The 25879-nt window shown below is 63.2% G+C and carries 12 protein-coding genes; 4 read left to right on the top strand and 8 right to left on the bottom strand.

Annotation, left to right across the window (positions count from 1 at the left end):
- Positions 1-20: 20 nt before the first annotated feature.
- Positions 21-2396, bottom strand: coding sequence for a phosphoenolpyruvate synthase (gene ppsA / locus AC3I65_RS08290; RefSeq protein WP_047227140.1), 2376 nt, complete (start codon positions 2394-2396; stop codon positions 21-23).
- Between the two features lie 179 nt (positions 2397-2575).
- On the opposite strand from ppsA, the gene ppsR reads away from it, so the two are divergent.
- Positions 2576-3394 carry a posphoenolpyruvate synthetase regulatory kinase/phosphorylase PpsR gene (gene ppsR, locus AC3I65_RS08285; RefSeq protein ID WP_003199510.1) on the top strand — a complete coding sequence of 273 codons (819 nt, stop codon included), beginning with the start codon at positions 2576-2578 and terminating at the stop codon, positions 3392-3394.
- 138 nt (positions 3395-3532) lie between these two features.
- Here the strand turns inward: ppsR and AC3I65_RS08280 are convergent, their stop codons facing one another.
- The 5 genes from AC3I65_RS08280 to AC3I65_RS08260 form a co-directional block, all read right to left on the bottom strand.
- Positions 3533-3760, bottom strand: coding sequence for an MbtH family protein (locus tag AC3I65_RS08280; protein WP_047227138.1), 228 nt, complete (start codon positions 3758-3760; stop codon positions 3533-3535).
- A gap of 84 nt (positions 3761-3844) precedes the next feature.
- A complete protein-coding gene (locus tag AC3I65_RS08275; RefSeq protein ID WP_047227280.1) occupies positions 3845-5257 on the bottom strand; it encodes an aspartate aminotransferase family protein in 1413 nt (470 codons plus the stop codon).
- 118 nt (positions 5258-5375) lie between these two features.
- On the bottom strand, positions 5376-5882 hold the full coding sequence (locus AC3I65_RS08270; protein ID WP_139050744.1) for a GNAT family N-acetyltransferase: 507 nt from the start codon (positions 5880-5882) through the stop codon (positions 5376-5378).
- A gap of 116 nt (positions 5883-5998) precedes the next feature.
- Entirely contained in the window at positions 5999-7324 is a 1326-nt protein-coding gene (locus AC3I65_RS08265; RefSeq protein ID WP_488523621.1) for an ATP-binding protein, read from the bottom strand.
- Positions 7321-8001, bottom strand: coding sequence for a response regulator (locus tag AC3I65_RS08260; protein ID WP_047227135.1), 681 nt, complete (start codon positions 7999-8001; stop codon positions 7321-7323). Before AC3I65_RS08260 ends, AC3I65_RS08265 begins: the two co-directional genes overlap by 4 nt.
- Positions 8002-8176: 175 nt before the next feature.
- Here AC3I65_RS08260 and dsbD point away from each other — a divergent pair, with 175 nt between their 5' ends.
- From dsbD to dsbG, 3 genes are read left to right on the top strand one after another with little or no spacing between them, the layout of a single operon-like run.
- Positions 8177-9904, top strand: a complete 1728-nt coding sequence (gene dsbD / locus AC3I65_RS08255) for a protein-disulfide reductase DsbD (protein ID WP_488523620.1) — start codon at positions 8177-8179, stop codon at positions 9902-9904.
- Positions 9904-10773, top strand: coding sequence for a prolipoprotein diacylglyceryl transferase family protein (locus AC3I65_RS08250; RefSeq protein WP_310662783.1), 870 nt, complete (start codon positions 9904-9906; stop codon positions 10771-10773). Before dsbD ends, AC3I65_RS08250 begins: the two co-directional genes overlap by 1 nt.
- Positions 10749-11516 carry a thiol:disulfide interchange protein DsbG gene (dsbG, locus tag AC3I65_RS08245; protein ID WP_488523619.1) on the top strand — a complete coding sequence of 256 codons (768 nt, stop codon included), beginning with the start codon at positions 10749-10751 and terminating at the stop codon, positions 11514-11516. Before AC3I65_RS08250 ends, dsbG begins: the two co-directional genes overlap by 25 nt.
- Positions 11517-11638: 122 nt before the next feature.
- On the opposite strand, the gene AC3I65_RS08240 is transcribed toward dsbG, so the two are convergent.
- Complete coding sequence (locus AC3I65_RS08240) at positions 11639-12445, bottom strand: alpha/beta fold hydrolase (protein WP_488523618.1); 807 nt, start codon at positions 12443-12445, stop codon at positions 11639-11641.
- 199 nt (positions 12446-12644) lie between these two features.
- A complete protein-coding gene (locus AC3I65_RS08235) occupies positions 12645-25631 on the bottom strand; it encodes a non-ribosomal peptide synthetase (protein ID WP_488523617.1) in 12987 nt (4328 codons plus the stop codon).
- Positions 25632-25879 lie beyond the last annotated feature (248 nt).

The raw sequence follows: 25879 nt of genomic DNA, 5'->3' as shown, positions 1-25879 counted from the left end.
GGTGAGGCCCCTTCACTCGATCAGACCGCAGCCTGACCTTCAGCCAGGAAGAACCAGGTCTCCAGTACGGAGTCGGGGTTCAACGAAACGCTTTCGATGCCCTGCTCCATCAGCCACTTGGCCAGGTCCGGGTGATCCGAAGGGCCCTGACCGCAGATGCCGATGTACTTGCCGGCCTTGTTGCAGGCGGCAATGGCATTGGCCAGCAGCTTCTTGACCGCCGGGTTCCGCTCGTCGAACAGGTGCGCGATGATGCCGGAGTCACGGTCCAGGCCCAGGGTCAGCTGGGTCAGGTCGTTGGAGCCGATGGAGAAACCGTCGAAGAATTCAAGGAATTCTTCAGCGAGGATCGCGTTGGACGGCAGCTCGCACATCATGATCACGCGCAGGCCGTTGTCACCACGGGCCAGGCCGTTTTCCGCCAACAGGTCGACAACCTGGCTCGCTTCGCCCAGGGTGCGCACGAACGGCACCATGATCTCGACGTTGGTCAGGCCCATCTCGTTGCGCACACGCTTGAGGGCGCGGCACTCGAGTTCGAAGCAGTCACGGAACGATTCGCTGATGTAACGCGAAGCGCCTCGGAAGCCCAGCATCGGGTTTTCTTCTTCCGGCTCGTAGAGCTTGCCGCCAATCAGGTTGGCGTATTCGTTGGACTTGAAGTCCGACAGGCGCACGATGACCTTTTTCGGCCAGAACGCAGCCGCCAGGGTGCTGATGCCCTCCACCAGTTTCTCGACGTAGAAACCGACCGGATCGTTGTAACCGGCAATGCGCTTGTCGACGCTGTCCTTGATCTCCGGCGGCAAGCCGTCGTAGTTCAGCAACGCCTTGGGGTGCACGCCAATCATGCGGTTGATGATGAATTCCAGGCGGGCCAGGCCCACACCCGCGTTCGGCAGTTGCGCGAAGTCGAAGGCGCGATCCGGGTTGCCGACGTTCATCATGATCTTGAACGGCAGGTCCGGCATGGCGTCCACGGAGTTCTTCTTGATGTCGAAGCCCAGTTCACCTTCGAAGATATAGCCGGTATCGCCTTCGGCGCAGGACACGGTGACGCCCTGGCCGTCCTTGAGCAACTGAGTGGCGTTGCCGCAACCGACCACAGCCGGAATGCCCAGTTCACGGGCGATGATCGCCGCGTGGCAGGTACGTCCGCCGCGGTTGGTGACGATGGCGCTGGCGCGTTTCATCACCGGTTCCCAATCCGGGTCGGTCATGTCGGAAACCAGCACATCGCCGGCCTGGACCTTATCCATCTCCGAGACGTCCTTGATGATCCGCACCTTGCCGGCGCCGATGCGCTGGCCGATGGCACGGCCTTCCACCAGCACGGTGCCGGTTTCCTTGAGCAGGTAACGCTCCATGACATTGGCCTGGGTACGGCTCTTCACGGTTTCCGGACGGGCCTGCACGATATACAGCTTGCCGTCGTCACCGTCCTTGGCCCATTCGATGTCCATCGGGCACTTGTAGTGCTTCTCGATGATCATCGCCTGCTTGGCCAGCTCGCTGACTTCGGCGTCGCTCAGGCAGAAGCGCGCGCGCTCGGCCTTGTCCACGTCGACGGTCTTGACCGAACGACCGGCCTTGGCTTCGTCGCCGTAAATCATTTTGATGGCCTTGCTGCCCAGGTTACGGCGCAGGATGGCCGGACGACCGGCTTCCAGTGTGCCTTTATGGACATAGAACTCATCCGGGTTCACCGCGCCTTGTACGACGGTTTCACCCAGGCCGTAGGCGCCAGTGATGAACACCACGTCACGGAAACCCGACTCGGTGTCGAGGGTGAACATTACCCCGGCGGTGCCGGTTTCGGAGCGGACCATGCGCTGAACACCGGCAGACAGGGCGACCAGTTTGTGGTCGAAGCCCTGATGCACACGGTAGGAAATGGCACGGTCATTGAAAAGGGAAGCGAAGACTTCCTTGGCGGCACGGATGACGTTTTCCACGCCACGGATATTCAGGAAGGTTTCCTGCTGGCCGGCGAAGGAGGCATCCGGCAGGTCTTCGGCGGTGGCCGAGGAGCGCACGGCGACGGCAACGTCGGGATTGCCTTCGGACAGTTTGGCGAAGGCGGTGCGAATTTCGGCGTTCAGCTTCTCGGGAAACTCGGCTTCCATGATCCATTGGCGGATCTGGGCGCCGGTCTTGGCCAAGGCGTTGACGTCATCGACGTCCAGGGCATCGAGCGCGTCGTGGATCTGTTTGTTCAGGCCGCTCAGTTCCAGAAAGTCACGATAAGCCTGAGCCGTCGTGGCGAAGCCACCTGGCACCGATACGCCGGCACCGGCGAGGTTACTGATCATCTCGCCCAGGGATGCGTTCTTGCCCCCCACATGCTCTACATCATGGACGCCGAGCTTATCGAGGGAAACTACGTACTCTACCAAGGTGATCTCTCCACTAACTGTGTTGGAAAAGCTCAAGGCACCGGTGGCTCCAGGGGAGCGAATACCGGCGATATGGCCTGGACCTGGAAAATAAGTGAGAATGCGGGCCACTGGCGGCCGGCAAATCGCGCCTATCATATCCAAGAATCGTCACTAGCTCACTAGGGCCCAAGGCGCAAATGAAACGATCTGCTTTCTTTATCTCCGACGGCACCGGCATTACAGCCGAAACACTGGGCCAAAGCCTGTTGGCGCAATTCGAAAACATTACCTTCGCCAAATTCATACGTCCGTACATCGACAGTGTCGACAAGGCGCGGGCCATGGTACAGCAAATCAATAAAGCCGCCGAAACCGACGGTTTCCGCCCGATTATCTTCGATACCATCGTCAATCAGGACATCCGTGAGATTCTCGCAACGTCCAATGGTTTCATGATCGACATTTTTTCCACCTTCCTGGCGCCTCTGGAGCAGGAGCTGAGCGAGCATTCGTCCTACTCGGTCGGCAAGTCCCATTCCATTGGTCATAACTCCAATTACATGGAACGCATCGAGGCGGTCAACTTCGCCCTGGACAACGATGATGGCGCCCGTACGCATTATTACGACAAGGCCGATTTGATCCTAGTGGGTGTGTCGCGCTGTGGTAAGACGCCGACGTGCCTGTACATGGCGATGCAATTTGGTATCCGCGCGGCCAACTATCCGCTGACCGAGGACGACATGGAGCGCCTGCAACTGCCCAGCGCCCTGCGCGCCCACCAGCACAAGCTGTTCGGCCTGACCATCGATCCGGATCGCCTCACCGCGATCCGCAACGAGCGCAAGCCCAACAGCCGCTATTCGAGCTACGCCCAGTGCGAATTCGAAGTACGCGAGGTAGAAAACCTGTTCCGGCGGGAGAACATTCCCCACATCAACTCCACGCATTTTTCCGTGGAAGAGATTTCGGCGAAGATCCTGGTGGAGAAAGGGGTGGAGCGGCGGTTCAAGTAACCCGCAACAACACAAAACCCTGTGGGAGCGAGCCTGCTCGCGATAGCGGAGTGCCAGCCAACATTAATGTCGCTGATCCACCGCTATCGCGAGCAGGCTCGCTCCCACAGGGGTTGAGGCGTCCTTACATGCTCTGCATTAATGGACTACCGCCACCTGCTCATCCATTTTCTTGCGCAGGCTCAAGGGACGCATGTCGGTCCAGACTTCTTCGATGTAGGCCAGGCAGTCCTTTTTGAAGCCGCTTTTGCCAACCGCACGCCAACCTTCGGGGATGGCTTTGTACTCAGGCCAGATCGAATACTGTTCTTCGTGGTTGACCACGACCTGAAAGACGATGTCCTCGCGGTCGAATACTGAAGTCATGGGTGTCTCTCCATCTTTGTTCGAGGTTCACTGCGGCGCATGCGCAGCCAGGGTATGAAAGGAACGTTTGGAGCCGGGTGAAAATCAGGCTTGGGCAACGGCAGCCTTCAAGGCGCGTCCGAAAATCTCGGCAACCCGGTCGATCTCCGTCGCTGTGATGGTCAGCGGCGGCAGGAAACGCACCACGCCGCCCTGCCGGCCACCCAACTCCAGGATCAACCCGCGTTTGAGGCATTCACGTTGCAACCGTGGCGCCAAGCGCGCATCTACCGGCGGGTGGCCCAAGGCATCCGGCATTCCGGCCGGGTCAACCAGTTCGACGCCAAGCATCAGCCCGCGTCCACGGATATCGCCCAGTTGCGCAAAATCCCGCTGCAGGACGTGCAGGTGTTCGCTCAAGCGATCGCCCATGGCGCTGGCGTGGGCCGGCAGGTTGTGTTCCACCAGATAGCGCATCACCGCGGAACCGGCAGCCATGGCCATTTGATTGCCACGGAAGGTCCCGGCATGGGCTCCCGGCAGCCAGGTATCGAGCCAGTCGCGATAAACCACCACCGCCAGCGGCAGGCTGCCGCCGATGGCCTTGGACAGCACCACCACATCTGGAATGATGCCGGCGTGTTCGAACGCGAACATTTTACCGGTGCGGCCAAAACCACTCTGGATCTCGTCGACAATCAACGCCACGCCCGCCTGCTCGGTGATGCGCCGCAACCCGCGCAACCAATCCAGATCGGCCGGTATGACCCCGCCCTCGCCCTGCACCACCTCTACGATCACCGCCGCCGGCAATTGCACGCCGGCCTCGGGGTCGGTCAGCAGGTTTTCCAGATAATGCAGATTGGCCTTCACCCCCGAGGCACCGCCCAAACCGAACGGACAGCGGTAATCGTAGGGGTAAGGCATGAATTGCACACCGTTACCGAGCAAGGCGCCCAAGGGTTTCTTCGGTCCCAGGCTGCCCATCAGGCTCAGCGCCCCCTGGCTCATGCCGTGATAACCGCCCTGAAACGACAACACGGTGCTGCGCCCGGTGGCCGTGCGCACCAGTTTGAGAGCAGCTTCCACCGCATCAGTGCCGGTGGGGCCGCAGAACTGGATCTTCGCCTCGGCGGCAAGGTCCGCCGGCAACAGGCCGAACAGGTCCTGAACGAAGCGATCCTTGACCGGCGTGGTCAGGTCCAGGGTATGCAAAGGCAACTCATCGCTCAGCACCTGCTGGATCGCCTCGATCACCACCGGATGGTTATGCCCCAGGGCCAGGGTGCCGGCCCCGGCCAGGCAGTCGATGAAAGTGCGACCCTCGACGTCCTCGACATACAAACCCCTGGCGCGCTTGAGGGCCAAGGGAATGCGCCGTGGATAGCTGCGGGCGTTGGACTCCTGCCGGCTCTGGCGGGCCAGCAGCGGCGACTCGTTGAATTGGTAGAGCGTCTCGGTCGGCGCGCAACTGACCCGCGCCGGCTGTGCTTCGATAAGACTATTGGCGACTGACATCTCTCGACCCCGCAATACACTGTAGTAGTGACCCAAATGGCACACCGGGCAGGTGCGCATCCGGTCGGGGCGCACGTGCAGGTTTCCTGTTGTGGAAACGCACCGGCGCGGCAAGGATTTACTCTGGAATCGAACTTTCCCCCGCAGGCTCGACCAGTGGCTTGTGCATGGCAATGGCGGTGACACCGCCGATGGCGAACGCCTCGGCGCTTTGCCTGAACCCCAGATGTCGATAGAACCCGTGGCTGCTGCGTGTGCTGTTGAGGGTCGCCTGGACGACCCCGCGACCGCGCAACCACGCCTCGATGTCCCGTACCAGCGCTCGCCCGGCACCGCGGCGAAACCATTCCGGTTGCACATAGCAGAACGCGATCCGGCCTGAAACCGAGGCCATGGCGGTGCCCACCAGCCGCCCCTGCAAACGCGCCAGAGTCAGGCGCAACCTTGGGTCGAGCAGTAAGGGTTGTAGGTGAGCGAGGGTGTTGTGGCGTATCCAGGCTGCCACGATGCGCGGGTCGTTACGGTGTTCGGCGGCACATCCTAGGCGGATGGAGCGTTCGGCGATCCGGCTGATGATGCCGGCATCGCTGGGGGTGGCGGTGCTGATTTCAATGAGTGGTTCCATGGCGCGGTGTTCCTCAGTCCTTGAGTCGAGCTGAGAAAAACATAGCCCCGGATGAGGTGGGTGCGCCAATGGCAGGTCGTTACAACGGATGTATGCAGCTCCCCGGTAGACCTGGGTTAACCCACCTGTACAGGCATCGTCAATTCAACCCGCAATCCGTCCGGACGGCTGTCGAAATGCAGACCGCAACCACAACGCTGGACGATGGCCTGGACAATCGCCAACCCCAGTCCGCAGCCGGTGCTCTGGCCATTGCGCCAGAAGCGCTGGGTCAGGTACTGGACATCGTCGGCGTCAATGCCGGGACCATGATCGCGAACCTGGAAGCGTACACGCTGGCCAATCATTTCCAGGCTCAATTGCACCTCGGTCCCGTCTGGCGTATGACGCAAGGCGTTGTCCAGCAGATTGCGCAAGGCGGCGATGGAAAGCACCGCCGGCATTTGCACCGGCGCGTCGGACACCCCGGGTGCCAAATGAAGCTTGATCCGCTGGGGAGCGCCGCCGGTCGCATCCTGGATCGCCAGTCGCGCCACTTGCTCGGCGTTGCACTGCACGCCATCGTCGAACGACAGGCTGCCCTCGACCCGGGCCAGCAGCAACAACTGTTCGAGGGTGCGGTGCAAGCGGTCGGCGCCCTCCTCGGCCCGGGCCAGGGACTGATCGCGGGCGACGCCTTCGGTCATGCGCGCCACTTGCAGGTGAGTCTTGATAGCCGTCAACGGGCTGCGCAGCTCATGGGCGGCATCGCCGGTCAGCCGGCGCTCGCGCTCAATGGTCTTGCCGATACGCTGGAACAGCTGGTTCTGGGTCTCCAGCAACGGCCGCAGCTCACTGGGCAGCGGATGGATCTGCAGAGGCTCCAGGGAGTCGGCATTGCGTCGCATCAATGCATCGCGCATGCGATTGAGCGGTGCCAGGCCCTGGCCGATGCCCAGCCATAACAGGCACAGGCAGCCCAGCAGCGCCACGCCGACCGGTACCGAGGCCGCCAACAGCACCGACATGTTCAAGGCTTCGCGTTCGATCTGGCGGTCGGCGGTGGTGATGCGCAAATCCCCTCGGGCCAGGGTGAAACTGCGCCAGGGCGCGCCGTCGATCATCTGGTCGTGAAAGCCCAGCTTCTCGGCTTCCAGGGTTTGGTCTGGGGTGCCATGGCTGCGGGCCAGGATCTCCCCCCGCAAGGAGCTGACCTGGCAAGCCATGCCCCCCGGAATGCTCACATGCTCGGTCCTCAGGTGCGTGCCTTCACCTTTGCTGGGCAATGGCGGCATCTGTTCCAGCAGCCCGGCGACCATCCGCGCCGAAGCCACCAGCCGCTGGTCAAGGGAAAACATCATCTGGTTGCGCAGATCACTGAGCATCCACGCCGCCGCCAGGGCCCAGATCAGGGCGAAGGCCGCGCCGAGGGTCAGACTCAGGCGCAATCGCAGGCTCATCACTTGGAGGACTCCCCGTCGTCGGCCGGCCCCAGCCGATAACCCAGCCCGCGGACCGTCTCGACAATGCCATTGCCGAGCTTGCGCCGCAGGTGATGGATATGGACGTTGAGGGCGTTGCTTTCCAGTTCGTCATTGAAACCGTAGACACTGTCCTTGAGTTGCTCGGTGGACAGGACCCGACCGCGACTGTGCAACAGCGCCTGCAACAGTGACTGCTCACGCCGGGAAAGGTCCACCGGCTGTCCGCCGAGGGTGGTTTCCCGGCTGCTGGGGTCGTAAGTCAGGCGACCGTGCTCGATCAGATTGACGCTGCGCCCCGCCACGCGCCGTAGCAAGGTGTGCAGGCGCGCCGCGAGCTCACGCAGATCGAAGGGTTTGAGCAGATAATCATCGGCACCGGCCTGCAAGCCGTCGACCCGGTCGGTCACCGAGTCCCGGGCGGTGAGGATCAGCACCGGTATTTCCAGACCTTGCTGGCGCAATTGGCGCAACAATTTAAGGCCGTCCTCGTCGGGCAGCCCCAGGTCCAGCACCATGACGTCGAACCGGGCCACGCCAACCATCGCCCGCGCCGCCGACGCCGTGGCGACGTGTTCGACGGTCAGGCCCTGGGCCGTGAGCCCGGCGACGATCCCGCTGGCGATCAACTCATCGTCTTCGCAGACCAGTACGTGCATGGTAAGCCCCGTGGAAAAAGGTACATTAGGCCGCCGGCCGATTAAGCCGACATTATGCGACGAGTACGGCAAACATGGGCGATCATTGCTACCTGCCGATCGTCGCCGGGTTAATCGACGGTTAATCGCCAGTCGCCATCGTGCATTCCACTTGCTTCGTTCTAAGGCTTTATCCATGCGTCGATTGTTTTTGCTGTGGCTGCTCCTGATCTCGGGCCTGGCCCAGGCCGCCAATCCGTTCGAGACCAAAACCGATTTCCTGCCGGTGGAAAAAGCCTTCGTGTTCACCTCCGAACGCCTGGACTCCGGTGAAACCCAGTTGTTCTGGCAGATTGCCGACGGCTACTACCTGTATCAGCAGCGACTCAAATTCGACGGTCTTGCCGAGGCGCAAAAACCGAAGTTGCCGGAGGGTGAAGCCCATAGCGACGAGTTTTTCGGCGATCAACAGGTTTATCGTCAGGCGCTGGAACTGAAAATCCCCGCCGGCGCCACCGGCAAAATCAAGGTCGGCTTCCAAGGCTGCGCCGACGCGGGCTTGTGCTATCCACCCCAGACCCAGGTGGTGGACCTGGGTGGCACTGCACCAGCGGTTGCCAATGGTGAGGCGCCGGACCAGGCCTTGGCCAGCGGCCTGCAGCAACGGGCCTTGGGCTGGAGCCTGCTGGTGTTCTTTGGCCTGGGCCTGTTGCTGGCGTTTACGCCGTGCTCGCTACCCATGCTGCCGATCCTGGCCGGGGTGGTGGTGGGCAGCGGCGCCAGCCCTCGGCGTGGATTGGCATTGGCCATCAGCTACGTGATCAGCATGGCCCTGGTGTATGCCGCCATGGGCGTAATCGCCGCGCTGCTGGGGGCCAACCTTCAGGCGCTGCTGCAGCAACCGTGGCTGCTGGGCACTTTCGCGGCGATATTCGTGGTGCTGGCGTTACCCATGTTCGGTTTCTTCGAATTGCAGTTGCCGGCCGCCCTGCGCGACCGCCTGGAAAGTGCCGGACGCCAGCGCCGCGGCGGCAGCCTGGTGGGCGCCGGCATTCTCGGAGCCTTGTCCGGCCTGTTGGTGGGCCCGTGCATGACTGCCCCGCTGGCCGGTGCGCTGCTGTACATCGCCCAAAGCGGCAATGCGTTGCACGGCGGGCTGATCCTGTTCGCCATGGGCGTGGGCATTGGCCTGCCGCTGTTGCTATTGGTGACCGTGGGCAATCGTTTCCTGCCCAAACCCGGCGCCTGGATGAATGTGCTCAAGGGCGTGTTCGGCTTTCTGTTCCTGGGCACCGCGATCCTCATGATCCGCCCGGTCATCGACGGCTCGCTGTGGATCGGCCTGTGGGGCACGTTGTTGTTGATTGCCGCCTATAGCGCCTGGCGGCAGACCGAAGGTTTCGGTCGCACAGCCTATGTATGCGGCAGCGCGTCGCTGCTGTTCGGTCTGTGGGGCAGCCTGCTGGTGATCGGCGCGGCGGGTGGCGGCGATGATTTCTTCCAGCCCCTGAAGGTCTATGCCGGCACCTCGGAAAGCTCGGCCGTTAGCGCCCATGATGCCTTTATCACGGTCAGCGAGCCTGCCGCCCTGCAGCGGGAACTGGATGCGGCCAAGGCCCAGGGCCAATGGGTCTTGCTGGACTACTACGCCGACTGGTGCGTGTCCTGCAAGATCATGGAAAAACAGGTGTTCGGCCGCACCGATGTGCTGGACGCCTTGAAAGACGTACGCCTGGTGCGTCTGGACGTCACCGCCGACAATGCCGCCAGTCGCGAACTGCTGGGCCGCTATCAAGTGCCGGGGCCACCGAGCCTGCTGTGGATTGGCGCCGACGGTCAAGAGCGGCGCAGCCAGCGGATCACCGGGGAAGTCAATGCCAAGGAATTCCTGGAGCACTGGAACATGACTCGGAACGCGCGCTGATGCTGACGTTTACCCTCGGCACCTTTGCCATTGCGCTTAACCATCTATTGCTGATCAGCGCGTTGGCACTGGCAACCCTGGTGGGCTGGCGAGTAGCCAAGCGCGGTGGCGAAAACCCGGAATCGGTGCTGTTCGTGCTGTTTTTGCTGGGGCTTCTGGCCGCACGGATCGGCTTCGTCGGCGCCTACTGGAACCATTACCAGGATGACCTGTGGCAGATCGTCGACCTGCGCGACGGCGGTTTTCTGGCCTGGCCGGGGATCGTCGCGCTGGTGATTGGCGCGTTGCTGTGGGGCCGGCACCGACCGGCCTTGCGCCGGCCGTTGGGTTTCGGCGTGGGCAGCGGTCTGTTGTTCTGGCTGGTGGCGACGATGTCATTGACGATCTATGAACAAGGCACCCGACTGCCGGAAATCAATCTGCGTAACGCCAACGGCGAGACGGTAAAACTCACCGATTACCAGGGCGGGCCCCTGGTGATCAACCTCTGGGCCACCTGGTGCCCACCCTGCCGGCGCGAAATGCCCGTGCTGGAAGAGGCCCAGCAGCAGCGCCCGGACCTGACGTTCCTGTTCGTCAACCAGGCCGAAAGCATGCAAAGCGTCAGCACTTATCTGGCCACCCAGGGCTTGAGCCTGGACAACGTGCTGTTTGATGGCAGCGGTCGCCTCGGTCAGGCCGTCGGTTCCATGGCACTGCCAACCACCTTGTTCTACAGCGCCGACGGCCGCCTGCTGGACAGTCACTTGGGCGAATTGTCAGAAGCGAGCCTGGCCCGCGCCCTGGAGAACTTCGAAACGCCGGATTCAACATCGGCTCCCCACTCCGCCACAAGGAAACCCTCATGCCCCGCCTCCGCCACTTGCTGACCCTGGCCGTCGCCGCCACGCTGTCGCAGGCACCGCTGCTGCACGCCGAAGAACTGCCCGCGGCCATCAAGAAAATCGAAGCCAAGGGCGCGAAAATCGTCGGCACGTTCGAGGCGCCGGACGGATTGCGCGGTTACGCGGCGCAATACCAGAACCGTGGGATGGCGCTGTACCTGACACCCGATGGCCAGCATGTCTTGCTGGGCAACCTGTACGACGCCGACGGCAAGGACCTGAGCGCCGAGCCGCTGCAAAAGCTGGTCTATGCCCCAATGGCCAAGGCCATCTGGGGGAAGATGGAAGCGAGCAACTGGATCGCCGACGGCAGCAAGGACGCGCCGCGCACCGTCTATCTGTTCAGTGACCCGAACTGCCCGTACTGCAACATGTTCTGGGAACAGGCACGGCCATGGGTCAAAGCCGGCAAGGTGCAGTTACGCCACATCATGGTGGGCATCATCCGTGAAGACAGCCCAGGAAAATCCGCCGCATTGCTGGCGGCCAAGGACCCTGAGCAGGCCTTGGAAACCCACGAGAAGGCCGGCAAGGGCAGCGCGCTCAAACCCCTCAAGAACATACCGCCGGCCATCCAGGCAAAACTGGACACCAACCTGCAGCTGATGGAAGAACTGGAACTGTCCGCCACCCCGGCGATTTTCTACCTGGATGACAAGGGCGAACTGCAACAGCAGCAAGGCGCACCGTCGCCGGACAAGCTGGTGAAGATTCTCGGGCAGAAGTGAGATCGACCTAGAGGGCCTCATCGCGAGCAGGCTCGCTCCCACAGGGGATGTGTGGCGACGACAAAATCAGCGTCAGGCACAGATCAAAATGTGGGAGCGAGCCTGCTCGCGATGGCGTCAGGTCAGCTGCGCAGAAACTCCAGCAAGGCTCGGGTCACGAATTCCGGGTTTTCCAGGTTGGAGATATGCCCCGCCTCTGGAATCAGCACATGCGGGCAGCCGATCAGCTCAGCCATTTCCAGCGCCTCGGACGGTGGTCGCGGTTTGTCCTGGTCGCCGCACATCACCAGCGTGCGCCCGGCGTCGAGCTCAGGCAGGCGCGGCAGGATGTCGTCCCGACCAAAAATGATCCGTCCCAACGGCACGACGCTGTCGCGCAGGCGGTCGGTCGGCAGTGCGGCCAGTGTGGTGCGAAACTGCTGGTAGAGCGCTGACTGCGGATCGATGCCCGGCCGGAAAAAGATCGGCACGACAATGTCCAGCAACGGCTCGGGGATGCTACCGCTGGCTTCGATCTTGTCGAACAGCGAAAAGTAATACTGGCGAGTCGGTTCAGGTTCGACCCCTACGTAAGTGTCCATCAACACCAACGCCTCAAGCCGCTTGGGCGCCATCAGCGCCAGCCGTGCGCCCCACATCCCGCCCACCGAAAGCCCCACCAGACTGAAGCAATCGACCTCCAGATGATCCATCAACGCCAGTGCCTGGCGAGCCAGATCGTCCAGGGATGTCATGCCCTCAGGCAAACGCCCGGACTGGCCGTGGCCCCAAAGGTCCAGGGCGATCACCCGGTAATGCCGGGACAGTGCCTCGATCTGCGGCGCCCACATGGTGTGATCCCACAGGTAGCTGCTGCCCAGCAGCACCACCGGGCCCTGGCCTTGGTCCAGGTAGTGAAGTGATTGCCCATCAAGGGTTGCAAAAGGCATTGATGACCTCCTTGTGTTGAATGGAGAAAAAGCCTTGGGAGACTGAGCCGTACGGGGCGAGGCGTCAACCGTGGGCTTTGCGGTGTTAGTAATGACGCCATCGCGAGCAGGCTCGCTCCCACCGGGGATTTGCGTCGATCACAAATCCATTGTGGGAGCGAGCCTGCTCGCGATGAGGCCTCTTATAGACGCCGCAGAACTACAATCCTTCCAATTGCGCCATCAAATCATTCAACCGATCCACCTTCTCCTCGGTGATTTCACTGGCCGCCAGCCCATCGATGTATTCGGCCAGTTCCTGCACCGTGCTGCACTCGAACATCGCCCGCAGCGGCACATTGCGTTGCAGGGCCTTTTGCACCCGCGAAGCGATTTGCGTCGCCAGCAACGAGTGGCCGCCCAGTTCGAAGAAATTGTCTCGCACCCCCACCCGCTCGACCTTGAGCACCTGGGCCCAGATGTCCGCCAGGGTCTGCTCCAGCTCATTGCCTGGCGCCTGGTAATCCTGGCTGTGCAACTGGCCGATTTCCAGGGCCGGCAAGGCGTTGCGGTCGAGTTTGCCGTTGGCGTTGAGGGGCAAGCGGTCAAGCCACAGCCAGTGCAGCGGTACCATGTACTCCGGCAGTTCGGCGCGCAGGCGCTGCTTGATGCGTTCCAGGCGTTCGGTCGGCTTCAATGCCGAATCGGCGGCGACCAGATAGCCCACCAGATGCTTGCCGTTGGCGCCTTCCTGTACCCCCACTGCCCCATCGCGGACCTCGGGCTGTTCATGCAGGCGCGCTTCGATTTCCCCCAGTTCGATGCGGTAACCACGAATCTTCACCTGATGATCGATGCGTCCAACGTACTCCAGCACGCCGTCGCGACGCCGCCGCGCCAGGTCGCCAGTGCGGTACAAGCGCTCCCCTGGCGCACCAAACGGGTTGGGCACAAACACTGGGGCAGTGCGCAATGGATCACTGACGTACCCGCGCCCTACCCCGGTGCCTGCCACGCACAACTCGCCCACCGCACCCAGCGGCACCAGGTCCAGCGCACCATCAAGCAAGTACAAACGGTTGTTGTCGGTGGGCGTACCAATCGGCAGGTAGCTGCCACGGGTCGAGGCCATGTCGACCCGGAAGAACGCCACGTCATCGGAGCATTCCGCCGGGCCATAGGCGTTTACCAGGCCAATGTCCGGGTAACGCAACAACCATTGATGGGCCAGCTCCGGCGGCATCGCTTCACCAGTGGGCAGCATCCAGCGCAGGCCGTCCAGGCCGATGCGGTCCTGGGCGAGCATGCCCTGGATCAGTGACGGCACGCTTTCCAGCACCGTGATGGCCTGGCGTTGCACATGCTCGAGCAGCCCTTGCGGGTCGTGGGCGATAACGTTGGGCACGATGTCCACCCGGGCGCCGAACAACGGCGCTGCGAGGAACTGCCAGACGGAAATGTCGAAACTCTGGGAGGCGGTCTGGGCGATCACGTCAGTCTCGCTCAAGGCCAGGTACGGCACCTTGCTGAGCTGGTTGTTGAGCATGCCGCGTTGTTCCACCATGACGCCTTTGGGCAACCCGGTGGAGCCCGAGGTGTAGATCACGTACGCCAGGTTGTCCGGGCCGCTGTAGATGCCAGGGTTTTGCTGCGAAACATCGCTGGCCTGGACGCTTTCCCACACCAGCAACTTCGGCCGCCCGGAACAGGCGGACTCGTCCAGCAGCGCCAGCGCCTGGGCATGACAGGCCTGGGTGCAGACCAGCAGCGGCGTGCGGCTCAGCTCAAGGATGCGGCTCAGACGCTGACTCGGCAGGCCTGGGTCCAGCGGCAGGTAACCGGCACCGGCCTTGAAGCTGCCGATGATCATGCCGAGCAGGTCCAGGTCGCGCTCGGCCAGCAACGCCACCGGTTGATCGAGGCCCACGCCCGACGCGATCAAGGCATGGCCGAGGCGGTTGCTCCGTGCATTCAACTCGGCATAGCTGTACGTCCTGTCCAGGCAGGTGGCGGCCACCCGTTGCGGATGGGCCGCGACCCGGGCCTCGAACAGCTCGACGTAACTTTGCTCCAACGCATAGGCACGCTCGCTCTGGTTGCAGCCTTCGATCAGGAAGTCCTGCTCCTGGGCGTCAATCAGCGGCAGCTCGGCCATGTCACCGTGAAAACCTTCCATCAGTGCCAGCAGCAAGCGCTTGAACTCACCCAGCAAGCCCTGGACAGTGGATTCATCGAAGTAACGCTGGTCGTAGGACAGATGCAACCCCAAGTCATCCCCCGGGTAGCAGACCGCCGTGAGCGGGAAGTTGGTGTGGGTGCGGCCCGAGTCAGAGGTGGCGTTGAGGCTTTGGGCGCGATCCAGCACCGAAACTTCCACCGGCGCGTTCTCAAACACGAACAGACTGTCAAACAACGGTTGGCCCTTGGGCAGTTCGCTGACTTCCTGGATGCTCACCAATGGCAGGTATTCGTACTCGCGCAGTTGCATGTTGCTGTCGAGCAACTCACTGAGCCATTGGCGCACACTGCAACGCTGATGATCGTCGGGCATCCGCACGCGCAAGGCGATGCTGTTGATGAACAGGCCGACGGTGCGTTGCATTTGCGGCAGTTCCACCGGGCGTCCAGCCACGGTGACGCCGAACAGCACGTCCCGATCGCCGCTCACCCGCCGCAGCACCAGCGCCCACGCGGCCTGAGCGAAGGTGTTGACCGTCAGTTGATGAGCCTGGGCCAGTTCGCGCAACCGGGCACCGTCGTGGACATCGAGGCGGGTGTAGCAATCGCCGACAATCATGCCGCCGCTGTCACCGGCGTGTTCACGCAGCAACGGCCGGTCGGTGGGGATCGGCGTGGTCCGTTCGAAACCTTGCAGGTTGCGCGTCCACCATTGCCGCGCCTCGGCCAGACTCTGGTGTTGTAACCAGCCGATGTAATCGCGATAACGCGGCGGCTCGGCCAGTCGCGGTTCGCGGTGTTCGCCAAGGGCGGTGTAGATCTCGAAGAAATCCTCCATCAGCAACGAACGGCACCAGGCATCGATCAGGATGTGGTGGTTGCTCATCATGAACCAGTAACGCGCCGCGCCAACCCGGATCAGGCGCAAGTGGAACGGGGCCTGGTTCAACAGATCGAAACCGGCCTCGCGCTCGTGCTTGAGCAACGCCTGGAGTTTGGCGTCCTGCTGATCCTCGGGCACTTCACACCAGTCCAGATAATCCACTGGCGTGCTGCCAGGCTTGTGGATGATTTGCAGCATTTCTTCGCCGACATTCCAGCAGAACGACGCGCGCAAGGCTTCATGACGAGCGATCACGGCTTGCCAGGCTTGAGCGAAACGTTGCCGATCCAGTTCGCTGTTGATGCGGTAGCGGTCCTGCATGTAGTACAGGCCCGTGCCTGGCTCCAGCAATGTGTGCAGCAGCATGCCCTCCTGCATCGGCGTCAGCGGGTAGACATCTTCGATCTGCGCGGCCGGCACCGGCAGGCTGTCGAGTTGGGCCTGGGTCAGTTTCGCCAGGGGGAAGTCCGAGGGCGTCAGGCCGCCCGCCGCGTCCGTCAGGCAATGTTCGATCAGGCCCTGCAGCTCATCGAGGTAGGCATCGGCCAGCGCAGCGATGGCCTGGCGGTCGTGCCGCTCAGCGCTGAACGTCCAGCGCAGCACCAGCTCGCCGCCGCTGACCTGACTGTCGACACTCAGCTCGTTGGGCAGCGGCGCATCGGGGTCGTGGATCGCCCCCAACGCAGCGTCCAGCGGCTGGAACAGCGCGTCGTGGCCCAGGGTCTGATCGAGCTGCCCCAGGTAGTTGAAGGTGATCGCCGCGTGCGGCAGGCCGGCCATCGCCTGGCGCGTCGCGGCGTCAGCCAGGTAGCGCAACACGCCGTAACCGAGGCCCTTGTGAGGCACCGCGCGCAGTTGTTCCTTGATGGCCTTGATCGAGGTGCCGAAGTCGTCACCCGCCGGGCTCAGGCGCAATGGATAAACGCTGGTGAACCAACCCACCGTACGGGTCAGGTCGATGTCATCGAACAGCGCCTCACGGCCGTGCCCTTCGAGCTGGATCAGCGCCGATTCGTGGCCGCTCCAGCGACACAGCACCCGGGCCAGGGCGGTGAGCAGCAGGTCGTTGACCTGGGTGCGGTAGGCCCGCGGTGCCTGTTGCAACAGTTGCCCGGTGCGCTCGGCGTCCAGGCGCACGCTGACGGTTTCGGCGTGACGTTCCTCAAGCCCGCCGTCAGGATGGGCGCAGGGCAGCGCCACATCCGGGCCGCTCAACCGCGCTTGCCACCAACCCAGTTCCTCGCGCAGCGACTCGCTGCCGGCGTAGGCCTGCAAGCGTGCGGCCCAATCCCGGAACGGGCTGGTCTTGGCCGGCAGGTCTGCGGTTTGCCCGGCACTGATCTGGCGGTAGAGCGTTTGCAGGTCATCCATCAATACCCGCCACGACACACCATCAACGACCAGGTGATGGATCACGATCAGCAGACGTTGGCGGCCATCGGGCAACTGCGCCAACACCGCGCGCAGCAAAGGCCCGCTCGACAGATTCAGGCTGCGCTGCGTCTGGGCAAACACCGTTTCACAGGCCTGCTCACTCTCCACGTCCACCTGCCGCAACAGCGCCGCTTCGGACAATGGTCGGTGCTCGGCGCGCCAATGCCCGGCCATTTCGGCAAAGCCCAGGCGCAACGCATCGTGCTGTTGGAAAACGCTGCGCAATGCCTGTTCCAGCACGGAGGGTTGCAGGGTAATGGCCGGCTCCAGCAACAACGCCTGGTTCCAGTGGTGACGGTTGGCAATCCTGCTATCGAAGAACCAATGCTGGATCGGCGTCAGCGCCGACTCACCGGCGAGCAGCCCCTGCTCAGCGCTCACTGACTGACTGTGGCTGGCAACACAGGCCAGGGCCTGCACGGTCTGGTGCTGGAACAGGTCGCGGGGCGTGAAGTGAATGCCCTGTTGCCGGGCACGGCTGACGACCTGGATGGACAGGATCGAGTCGCCGCCCAGTTCGAAGAAGTTGTCGTTCAGGCCGACCTGCTTCACGTTCAGTACGTCGCACCAGATCGCCGCCAGGGCCTGCTCCAGGGCACTGCTCGGTGCCAGGTAATGTTGGCGATTGAGCTCAGGATCCGGCATTGGCAAGGCACGCCGGTCGAGCTTGCCATTGGCGGTCAGCGGCATGCTCGCCAGCAGGATCAGGTGGGTGGGCACCATGTAGTCCGGCAGTTGAGCCTTGAGGTGATTTTTCAGCGCTTCGCGCAGGGCCGCTTGTTGCTCGGTTTCCTGTTCAACGACGTCGGTCACCAGGTAGCCGGCCAGTTGCTTACCGCCTGGCATATCGAGCGCCAATACCACTGCCTCGCGCACGGCGTCATGTTCCAGCAGGCGGCTTTCGATTTCCCCCAGTTCGATGCGGAAACCGCGGATCTTCACCTGATGGTCGATCCGTCCCAAATACTCCACCTGACCATCGACGCGCTGGCGCACCAGGTCACCGGTGCGGTACAGCCGTCCGCCATCGGCGGCAAACGGATCGGCGACGAAGCGTTCGGCGGTCATGCCCGGACGCTGGTGATAGCCCTGGGCCAATCCCGCGCCGCCGACGTACAACTCCCCGGTGGCGCCTTGGGGCACCAGGGCCATGTCGGCATCGAGGATATAGGCCACCCGCGCGCCGATCACGCTGCCAATCGGCACACTCGCCGCGCCCTCTTCCAGTTGCTCAGGGGCCAGGCTCGCCAGTGGCATGACCACGGTTTCGGTCGGGCCATAGGCGTTGAAGAACAGGCTCGGCTTGAACGCCGCCCGGATGCGTTGCAAATGCTCGCCGGTCAGGGCTTCGCCACCGGTGATGCACATGCGCACCGGCAGGGTTTGTCCCTGGGTCGCCAGCCATTGCGCCAACTGGCTGCCGTAGCTGGGGGTGAAGCCGAGGATGTTGATGCGTTGTTCGCGAATCAGCCCGCAGATCTGTTCGGCGTCCCACTGCCCTTGTGCGCGCAGCACCACCTGGGCACCGCTGAGCAGCGGCACCAGCAGGCGCTCGGTGGCGGCGTCGAAGTTGATGGAATAGAAATGCAGCTCGCAATCGTCCGGGCGCATGCCAAAACGCTGGATCACCGCCTGGCAGTGCATGGCGATTTCACCGTGGGACACCACCACGCCCTTGGGCTTGCCAGTGGAACCTGAGGTGTAGATCAGGTAGGCCTGATGCTGCGGCAGGTTGATCAGCGGCGGTGCCTGGTCCGGGTAGCCGGCCAGGGCCGGGCTATCGTCCTCCAGGCACCAGCCCTCTACACCGGCCGGCAATGGGCCCAAGGCCTGGAACATCGCCCGGTCGCTGAGCAGCAGACCGAGGCCACTGTCTTGGATCATGTAATGCAAACGATCCAGCGGATATTCCGGGTCCAGCGGCACGTAGGCGCCGCCGGCCTTGAGGATCGCCAACAGGCCAACGACCATCTCCAGCGACCGTTCCAGGGCCAGGCCCACCCGCACCTGCGGCCCGACGCCGCGCTCGCGCAGCATCCAGGCCAGGCGGTTGGCACGGCGTTCGAGTTCGGCGTAAGTCAGGGTCTGCCCAGCAAAGGTCAGGGCCGGTGCGTCGGGGCGCGCCAGGGCCTGTTCGCTGAACAGTTGATGGATGCATTGATCCAGGCGGTGTTCGCCGGGTTCGACGCCGAGGCTGTCGAGCATCTGTTGCTGCTCGCGGGCATCGAGCAACGACAATTCGCTTAGCCGCTGGGTTGGATCGGCCAGCAGTGCCTCCAGCAGATTGCGCCAGTGTCCGGCCATGCGGGCGATGCGCGGTTCGTCGAACAGGTCGGTGCTGTAGGTCAGGCAGCAACCCAGGCGATGGTCCAGGTCGGTGACTTCCAGATTCAGGTCGAACTTGGTGGCCCGGGCGTCGTTGGCCAGGTATTCGACGCTCATCCCGGCCAGCGTGCGGCTCTGCTGGAACTCCCAGCGCTGCACGTTGCACATCACCTGGAACAGCGGGTTGTACGCGGCACTGCGCGGTGGTTGCAGGGCTTCGACCAGATGATCGAACGGCAAATCCTGATGGGACTGGCCTTCGATCACCGTCTGACGCACCTGCTCGAACAACTCAGCCACCGACATTTGCCCGTCGAGCCGGCAGCGCAGCACCTGGGTATTGAGGAACGCACCGATCAGCCCTTCGCTTTCCGGACGGATGCGGTTGGCCACCGGCGCGCCGATGCGCAGGTCGGTCTGGCCGCTGTAGCGATAAAGCAGCACGGCCAGGGCGGCGGTCATGGTCATGAACAGGGTCAAGCCCTGTTGCGCGTTGAAGGCGCGGACTCGGGAGGCGAGATCATCACTGAGGTCGAATCGGAACAATTCACCGCGATGGCTTTGCACCAGCGGACGCGGACGGTCGCCCGGCAATTCGAGCAACGGCTGTTCGCGACCCAGTTGTGTGGTCCAGTAGTCCAGTTGCCGTTGACGCTCGCCAGACTCCAGCCACTGGCGCTGCCAGACGCTGTAGTCCAGGTACTGCACCGGCAAGGGTTCCAGTGGCGATTCACGGTCGTCGATAAAGGCTTCGTACAGCGCACTCAGTTCCCGGGCAAAAATATCCATTGCCCAGCCTTCGGTGACGATGTGGTGCAGGGTCAGCACCAGGTAATGTTCCTGCTCGGCGGTCTTGACCAGACAGACCCGCAGCAATGGCCCGGTTTCCAGGTCGAAGGGTTTGTGGGCTTCGCTGTCGGCCAGTTGCTGCACCCGCTGTTGGCGAATATCGACGGCCAACGTCGAGAAATCTTGCCAGTCCATGCGCAGGCCGGTGTTGGCGTGCACCTGTTGCCGGGGCACGCCATCGACGCTGGGGAAAGTGGTGCGCAGGGTTTCATGGCGCAGGACCAACGCCTGCAACGCCGCCTCGAAACGCCCGACATCCAGCACCCCGCGCAACCGCGCCATGCCGCCGACGTTGTAGGCCGGGCTGTCGGGCTCCATTTGCCAGAGGAACCACATGCGCTGCTGGGAATAAGACAACGGCACCGGTTGGCTGCGATCGACCTTCTCGATCGGCGGTTGCCGGTTGGTCTGGCCGCTGGCCTTTATCAAGCGCACCTGTTCGGCGAACGCACCCAACTCGCTGGCCTCGAACAAGGTGCGCAACGGCAGCTCGATATCGCAGGCCTGGCGGGTGCGGGAAATGATCTGGGTCGCCAGCAGCGAATGACCGCCCAGTGCAAAAAAGTCGTCCCGCAGACCGATGCGGTCGAGCCCCAGCACGTCGCGCCAAATGCCAGCGACCTGCTGCTCGAGGGCACTGACCGGCTCGACGTGTTCACGTACTTGCCAGTGCGGTTCGGGCAAGGCACGACGGTCGAGTTTGCCGCTGGGGCTCAGGGGCATGGCGTCCAGGCGCAGCAATTGCGCGGGCACCATGTAGTCCGGCAGTTCGGCGGCCAGGGCGGCGTTGAGTCGGGCGTTTTGGAGGTCCTGATCTTGCCCGACATCGCAAGCGGTGTAATAGCCGATCAGTTGCGGGCCGGCCGAGGTCTCGCGTACCAGCACCGCCACTTGGGCCACGCCGTCCTGGGCCAGCAGCCGCGCTTCGATTTCCTGTGGTTCGACCCTGAAGCCGCGCAGCTTGACCTGTTGGTCGAGACGGCCAAGGTATTCGATCACGCCATCGGCGCTCCAGCGCACCCGGTCACCGCTGCGATACAGCCGCGTGCCCGCCACGCCCAGCGGGTCGGCGATAAAGCGCTCGGCGCTCAAACCCGGACGTCCGAGGTAACCCCGCGCCAGCCCCAGGCCGCCGATACACAATTCACCCGGCACACCGGCGGGCACGGGATTGAGTTCACTGTCGAGCACGCGGCAAACCACATTGCCCAGCGGTCGGCCGATGGGCGAGCGCTCGCCGTCGGCGACGCTGCAATGCCAGTGGGTGACGTTGATGGCGGTTTCGGTCGGGCCATAACGGTTGTGCAATTGCGCTGACGGCAGCTGCGCCAGCACGCGGTTGCGCAGTTCGGCCGGCAAGGCCTCACCGCCACAGAAGACCCGGCGCAGGCTGGTGCAGCGGGCACTCAGGGGCTCGTCGATAAACAGGCTGAGCAGCGGCGGCACGAAGTGCAGCGTGGTCACGCCAAATTGTTGGACCAACTGCGCGATGCGGTGCGGGTCACGGTGTTCGCCAGGGCCGGCCAGCACCAGTTGGCAACCGGTGATCAGCGGCCAGAAACACTCCCACACCGACACGTCGAAACTGATCGGCGCCTTTTGCATCAACACATCGGTTTCGTCCAGCCCGTAAGTGTCGTGCATCCATTGCAGTCGCTCAGCCAGGGCGGCATGGGTGTTGCCGACGCCTTTGGGTTGGCCGGTGGAGCCGGACGTGTAAATCACGTAGGCCAGATGATCGCCATCCAGGTGCAAGCCCGGCGGGTTGCTCGGCCATTGCTCCAGGTGCAAGGCATCCATGGCGATGACGCTGACGCCCTCGCAGAGGGGCAAGCGTTCAAGCAATGCAGTTTGCGTCAGCAGCAGATCGACGCCGCTGTCCTTGAGCATGTAGGCCAGACGCTCGGCCGGGTAATCGGCATCCAGCGGCACGTAGGCGCCGCCGGCCTTGAGGATCGCCAGGACACCGATGAGCAACTGCGGCGAACGCTCGGCGGCAATCGCCACGCACACGTCCGGACCGACGCCTTTGTCGCGCAGGTAATGGGCCAGGCGATTGGCCTGGGTGTGCAGATCGGCGTAATCCAGGCAGCCATCGTCCCACAGCAGCGCAGTGCGTTGCGGCGTGCGCCGGGCCTGCTCGTTCAACAGCTCCGGTAGCCATTGGCCGGCCGGCGCGCACGGGGCCGCGCCCCACTGCTGCTGTTGGGTGTATTCATCGGCGCTCAATAACGGCACATCGCCGATGGCCTGCTGCGGATCGGCACAGACCGCGTGCAACAGGTTGCAGTAATGCATCGCCAACCGCGCGATGGTCGGAGCCTCGAACAGCTCGTCGGCGTAGTCGAACGACAGCGTCAGCCGGCCGTTGCGATCTTCTTCGCTGTGCAGTTGCAGGTCGAACTTGGCTTCGCGGCTGTGCCACGGCAACTCCTCGGCCAACAGCCCCGGCAAACGACGCAAGGCGCTCAGGTCTCGCTGTTGATGGTTGAACATCACCTGGAACAGACCTTGCTCGCGCGCCTGGGGGAACGCTTCGAGCAGTTGTTCGAACGGCAGGTCCTGATGGGCCTGGGCACCGAGCGTGGCCTCCCGGGCCTGGGCCAACAGCGCGGCAAACGGCTGGCGTGAATCGACCTGCCCGCGCAGCACCTGGGTATTGATGAAAAAGCCGATCAGCCCCTGGGTCTCCAGGCGTGGACGGTTGGCGTTGGGCACGCCGATGCGGATGTCGGACTGGCCGGTGTAACGCTGTAACAGCGCCTGGAAGGCCGCCAGCAACAGCATGAACGGGGTTGCATCGTGGGCCTGGGCCACTTGGCGCAAGGCATCGCCGAGGCCTTTGTCCAGGCGCAGGCTATGGCGGGCGGCGCTGCGCTGGCGTTGCGCACTGCGGGGATGGTCCGTGCTCAGGGCGAGGGTCGGATGTTCGTCGCCCAGTTGCTGTTTCCAGTACGTCAGTTGCCGCTCGGCCTCCCCTTGAGCCAACCACTGGCGCTGCCAACTGCCGTAGTCGGCGTACTGCAACGGCAACGGCGCCAGCGCGGCGACCTGCCCCTGGCATGCAGCAGCGTATAACCGGGAAAACTCATCGATCAGTACGCTCATCGACCAGCCGTCGGCGATGATGTGGTGTAGCGTGACCAACAATTGGTGGTCCCCCTCATCAAGACGCAACAAGGTGACCCGCCACAGTGGGCCCTTCTGCAAATCGAACAGCAGCGCCGCTTCATCGTCACGCATCTGCCGCGCCTGGACTTCGCGCTGGTCGGCGGGCAGGTCGCTAAGGTCGATCACGCGCAGCTTGAACTCACCGGCCGGATCGACCTGTTGCAGAGCGACACCCTCGCGCTCCAGAAATCGTGTGCGCAGGGCTTCGTGGCGTTCGAGCAGTTGCTGGAAACTGGCCCTTAGTGCGTCTTCGTCCAACTCACCGCGCAGGTGCAAGCCGCCGGGGATGGTGTAGGCGCTGCTCGTCGGATCCAGTTGCCAGGTGATCCACAACCGATTCTGGGCAAGGGATTGCGGCAACGCTTCGTGGCGCGGTAACGGGCTGATCACGCCTTGGGCCTCGCCCCCTGCCTGTTGCTGATTCGCCACCGCTGCCGTGAACGCTGCGAGGGTCGGCGCTTCGAACAACAAGCGCAGATTCACCGCCAGCCCCAGCCTTTCTTGCAGCCGCGCGACCACTTGAGTGGCGGCGATGGAGTTACCGCCCAACAGGAAGAAATGATCGTCGCCATGGACGTGTTCAATCTGCAACTGTTCGCACCAGACCTGGCCGATCAATGTTTGCAACGGCGATGACGAGCGAGCGTCAGGGCTTGCTTCAACCGCGACTGAGGGGAACAGCGCATAACTGTCAAGACTGCCGTCGGCCAATCGGGTCCGACAGGCCGAGCGTTGCAACTTGCCGCTGGAGGTCTTGGGCAACGCGCCCGGATTGAGCAACACCACCACACTCGGCGCTTGCTGACAGGCTTCGGCCACCGCCTGGCGAATGGCTTTGATCAACGCTTCGGGTGGCAGGATCTTCTGCACGCTGCGGCTGATTTCCGCCGCGATGCCGATGCCTTCCTCGCCGCCATCGTCGACCGCGAACGCCGCCACCCGGCCCTTGCGCACGACGTCCACTTCCCGCTCGATGGTTTGCTCGATGTCCTGGGGATAGAGGTTATGACCGCGCACGATCAACAGATCCTTCAGGCGGCCGGTAATGAACAGCTCACCCTCACGCAGGAAACCCAAGTCGCCGGTGCGCAGCCAGGTGCGGCCATCGTACTGGACGAATGTCTTGGCGCTGGCCTCAGGGTTTCGCCAGTAGCCATGCGCAATGCTCGGCCCGCAGGCCCAGACTTCGCCGACCCGGTTGTCGGTCAGCGGCTGCAAGGTGTTGGGCTCGACGATCAGCACCGCATGCCCGGGCTGGCTCACGCCGCAACTCATCACCGTACTGCCCTGCCCTGGCTCGGCACGGTGGTGCGCCAGTGCCGTGTCGTCCATTTGCAACGACGGGATGCCTTGACTGCGCGGTGTGCCCGCGACGAACAAGGTCGCTTCGGCCAGGCCATAGGACGCCATGAAACTGTCCGGTGTGAAGCCGCACGGCGCGAATTTCTCGGCAAAGCGTTCCAGGCTGTCGAGACGGATCGGCTCGGAGCCTGAATAAGCCACGCGCCAGCCGCTCAGGTCGAGGCGCTTGAGCGCCGACTCACTGACCCGCTCGCTGCATAGCCGATAGGCGAAGTCCGGGCCGCCGCTGATGGTGCCGCCGTATTCGCTGATCGCTTCCAGCCAGCGCAACGGCCGGGCCAAGAAGTACGCGGGCGACATCAGCACACAGGGCACACCGCTGAAAACCGGCTGCAGCAGACCGCCGATCAGGCCCATGTCGTGGTACAGCGGTAGCCAACTGACGATCACGTCGTCAGGGTTCAGATCGATGCCGAAGCCGTGGCGGATCAATAATTCGTTGGCCACCAGGTTGCCATGGCTGACCTGCACCCCCTTGGGCAATGCGGTGGAGCCGGAGGTGTATTGCAGGAAAGCGATGTCATGGTCCTGCAGATTCGGTTGCAGCCATTGCCCGGCGCGGGCCGGATCAAGGGTATCGACGCACAGCACCGGCGGAGCCGACTCGATGGCTTGCAGCGGCTCGCGTAGATCGCTGCGGGTGAGCAATAGACGCGGCTCGGCATCGGCAATGATCGACAGCAGGCGTTCCTGGTGGTGGCGACGGGCGGACTCCGGCGGATAGGCCGGCACCGCGATCACACCCGCGTACAGACAGCCAAAAAACGCCGCGACGTAGTCCGGGCCACTGGGAAACAGCAAAACCGCACGGTCACCAAACGCCGCTTCGGCCTGCAAGGCGGCGGCGATGGTCCGGGCACGCAGGTCCAGGTCGCGATAACTCAGTACAACACTTTGCTCCGGAACGTCGGCAAGGAAGCGCAAGGCCACACGGTCCGGCGACAACGCGGCGCGGCGCTGAAGGGCATGAGCCAGGGTGCTGGGGAGTTCGAACGCGTCGGTCATGAGGTTTCCTGCCTGAAATTCGGCTTGCTAGTGGTATCTGGTGGCCTGCGGAATGCGGTTCGGCATCGGGACTGCCGCCCGAAACCTTCATCCCTGAGAACGGATACCGCCGGCAAATAATTAGTCAGCGGCCTCTTGATCCAGACCCGCCGGAAAGCAGAACACCGCGGCAACGGGTCGCAGTTCTCACGCTGGACTTCTCAGCATCAATAATTCTTCTTCTCAATTGACAATCATTATCATTCAGC

The sequence above is a fragment of the Pseudomonas sp. N-1-13 genome (assembly GCF_057787095.1).
Note: the sequence above shows the minus strand (reverse complement) of the source record. Positions and strands in the feature narration are given on the sequence as shown.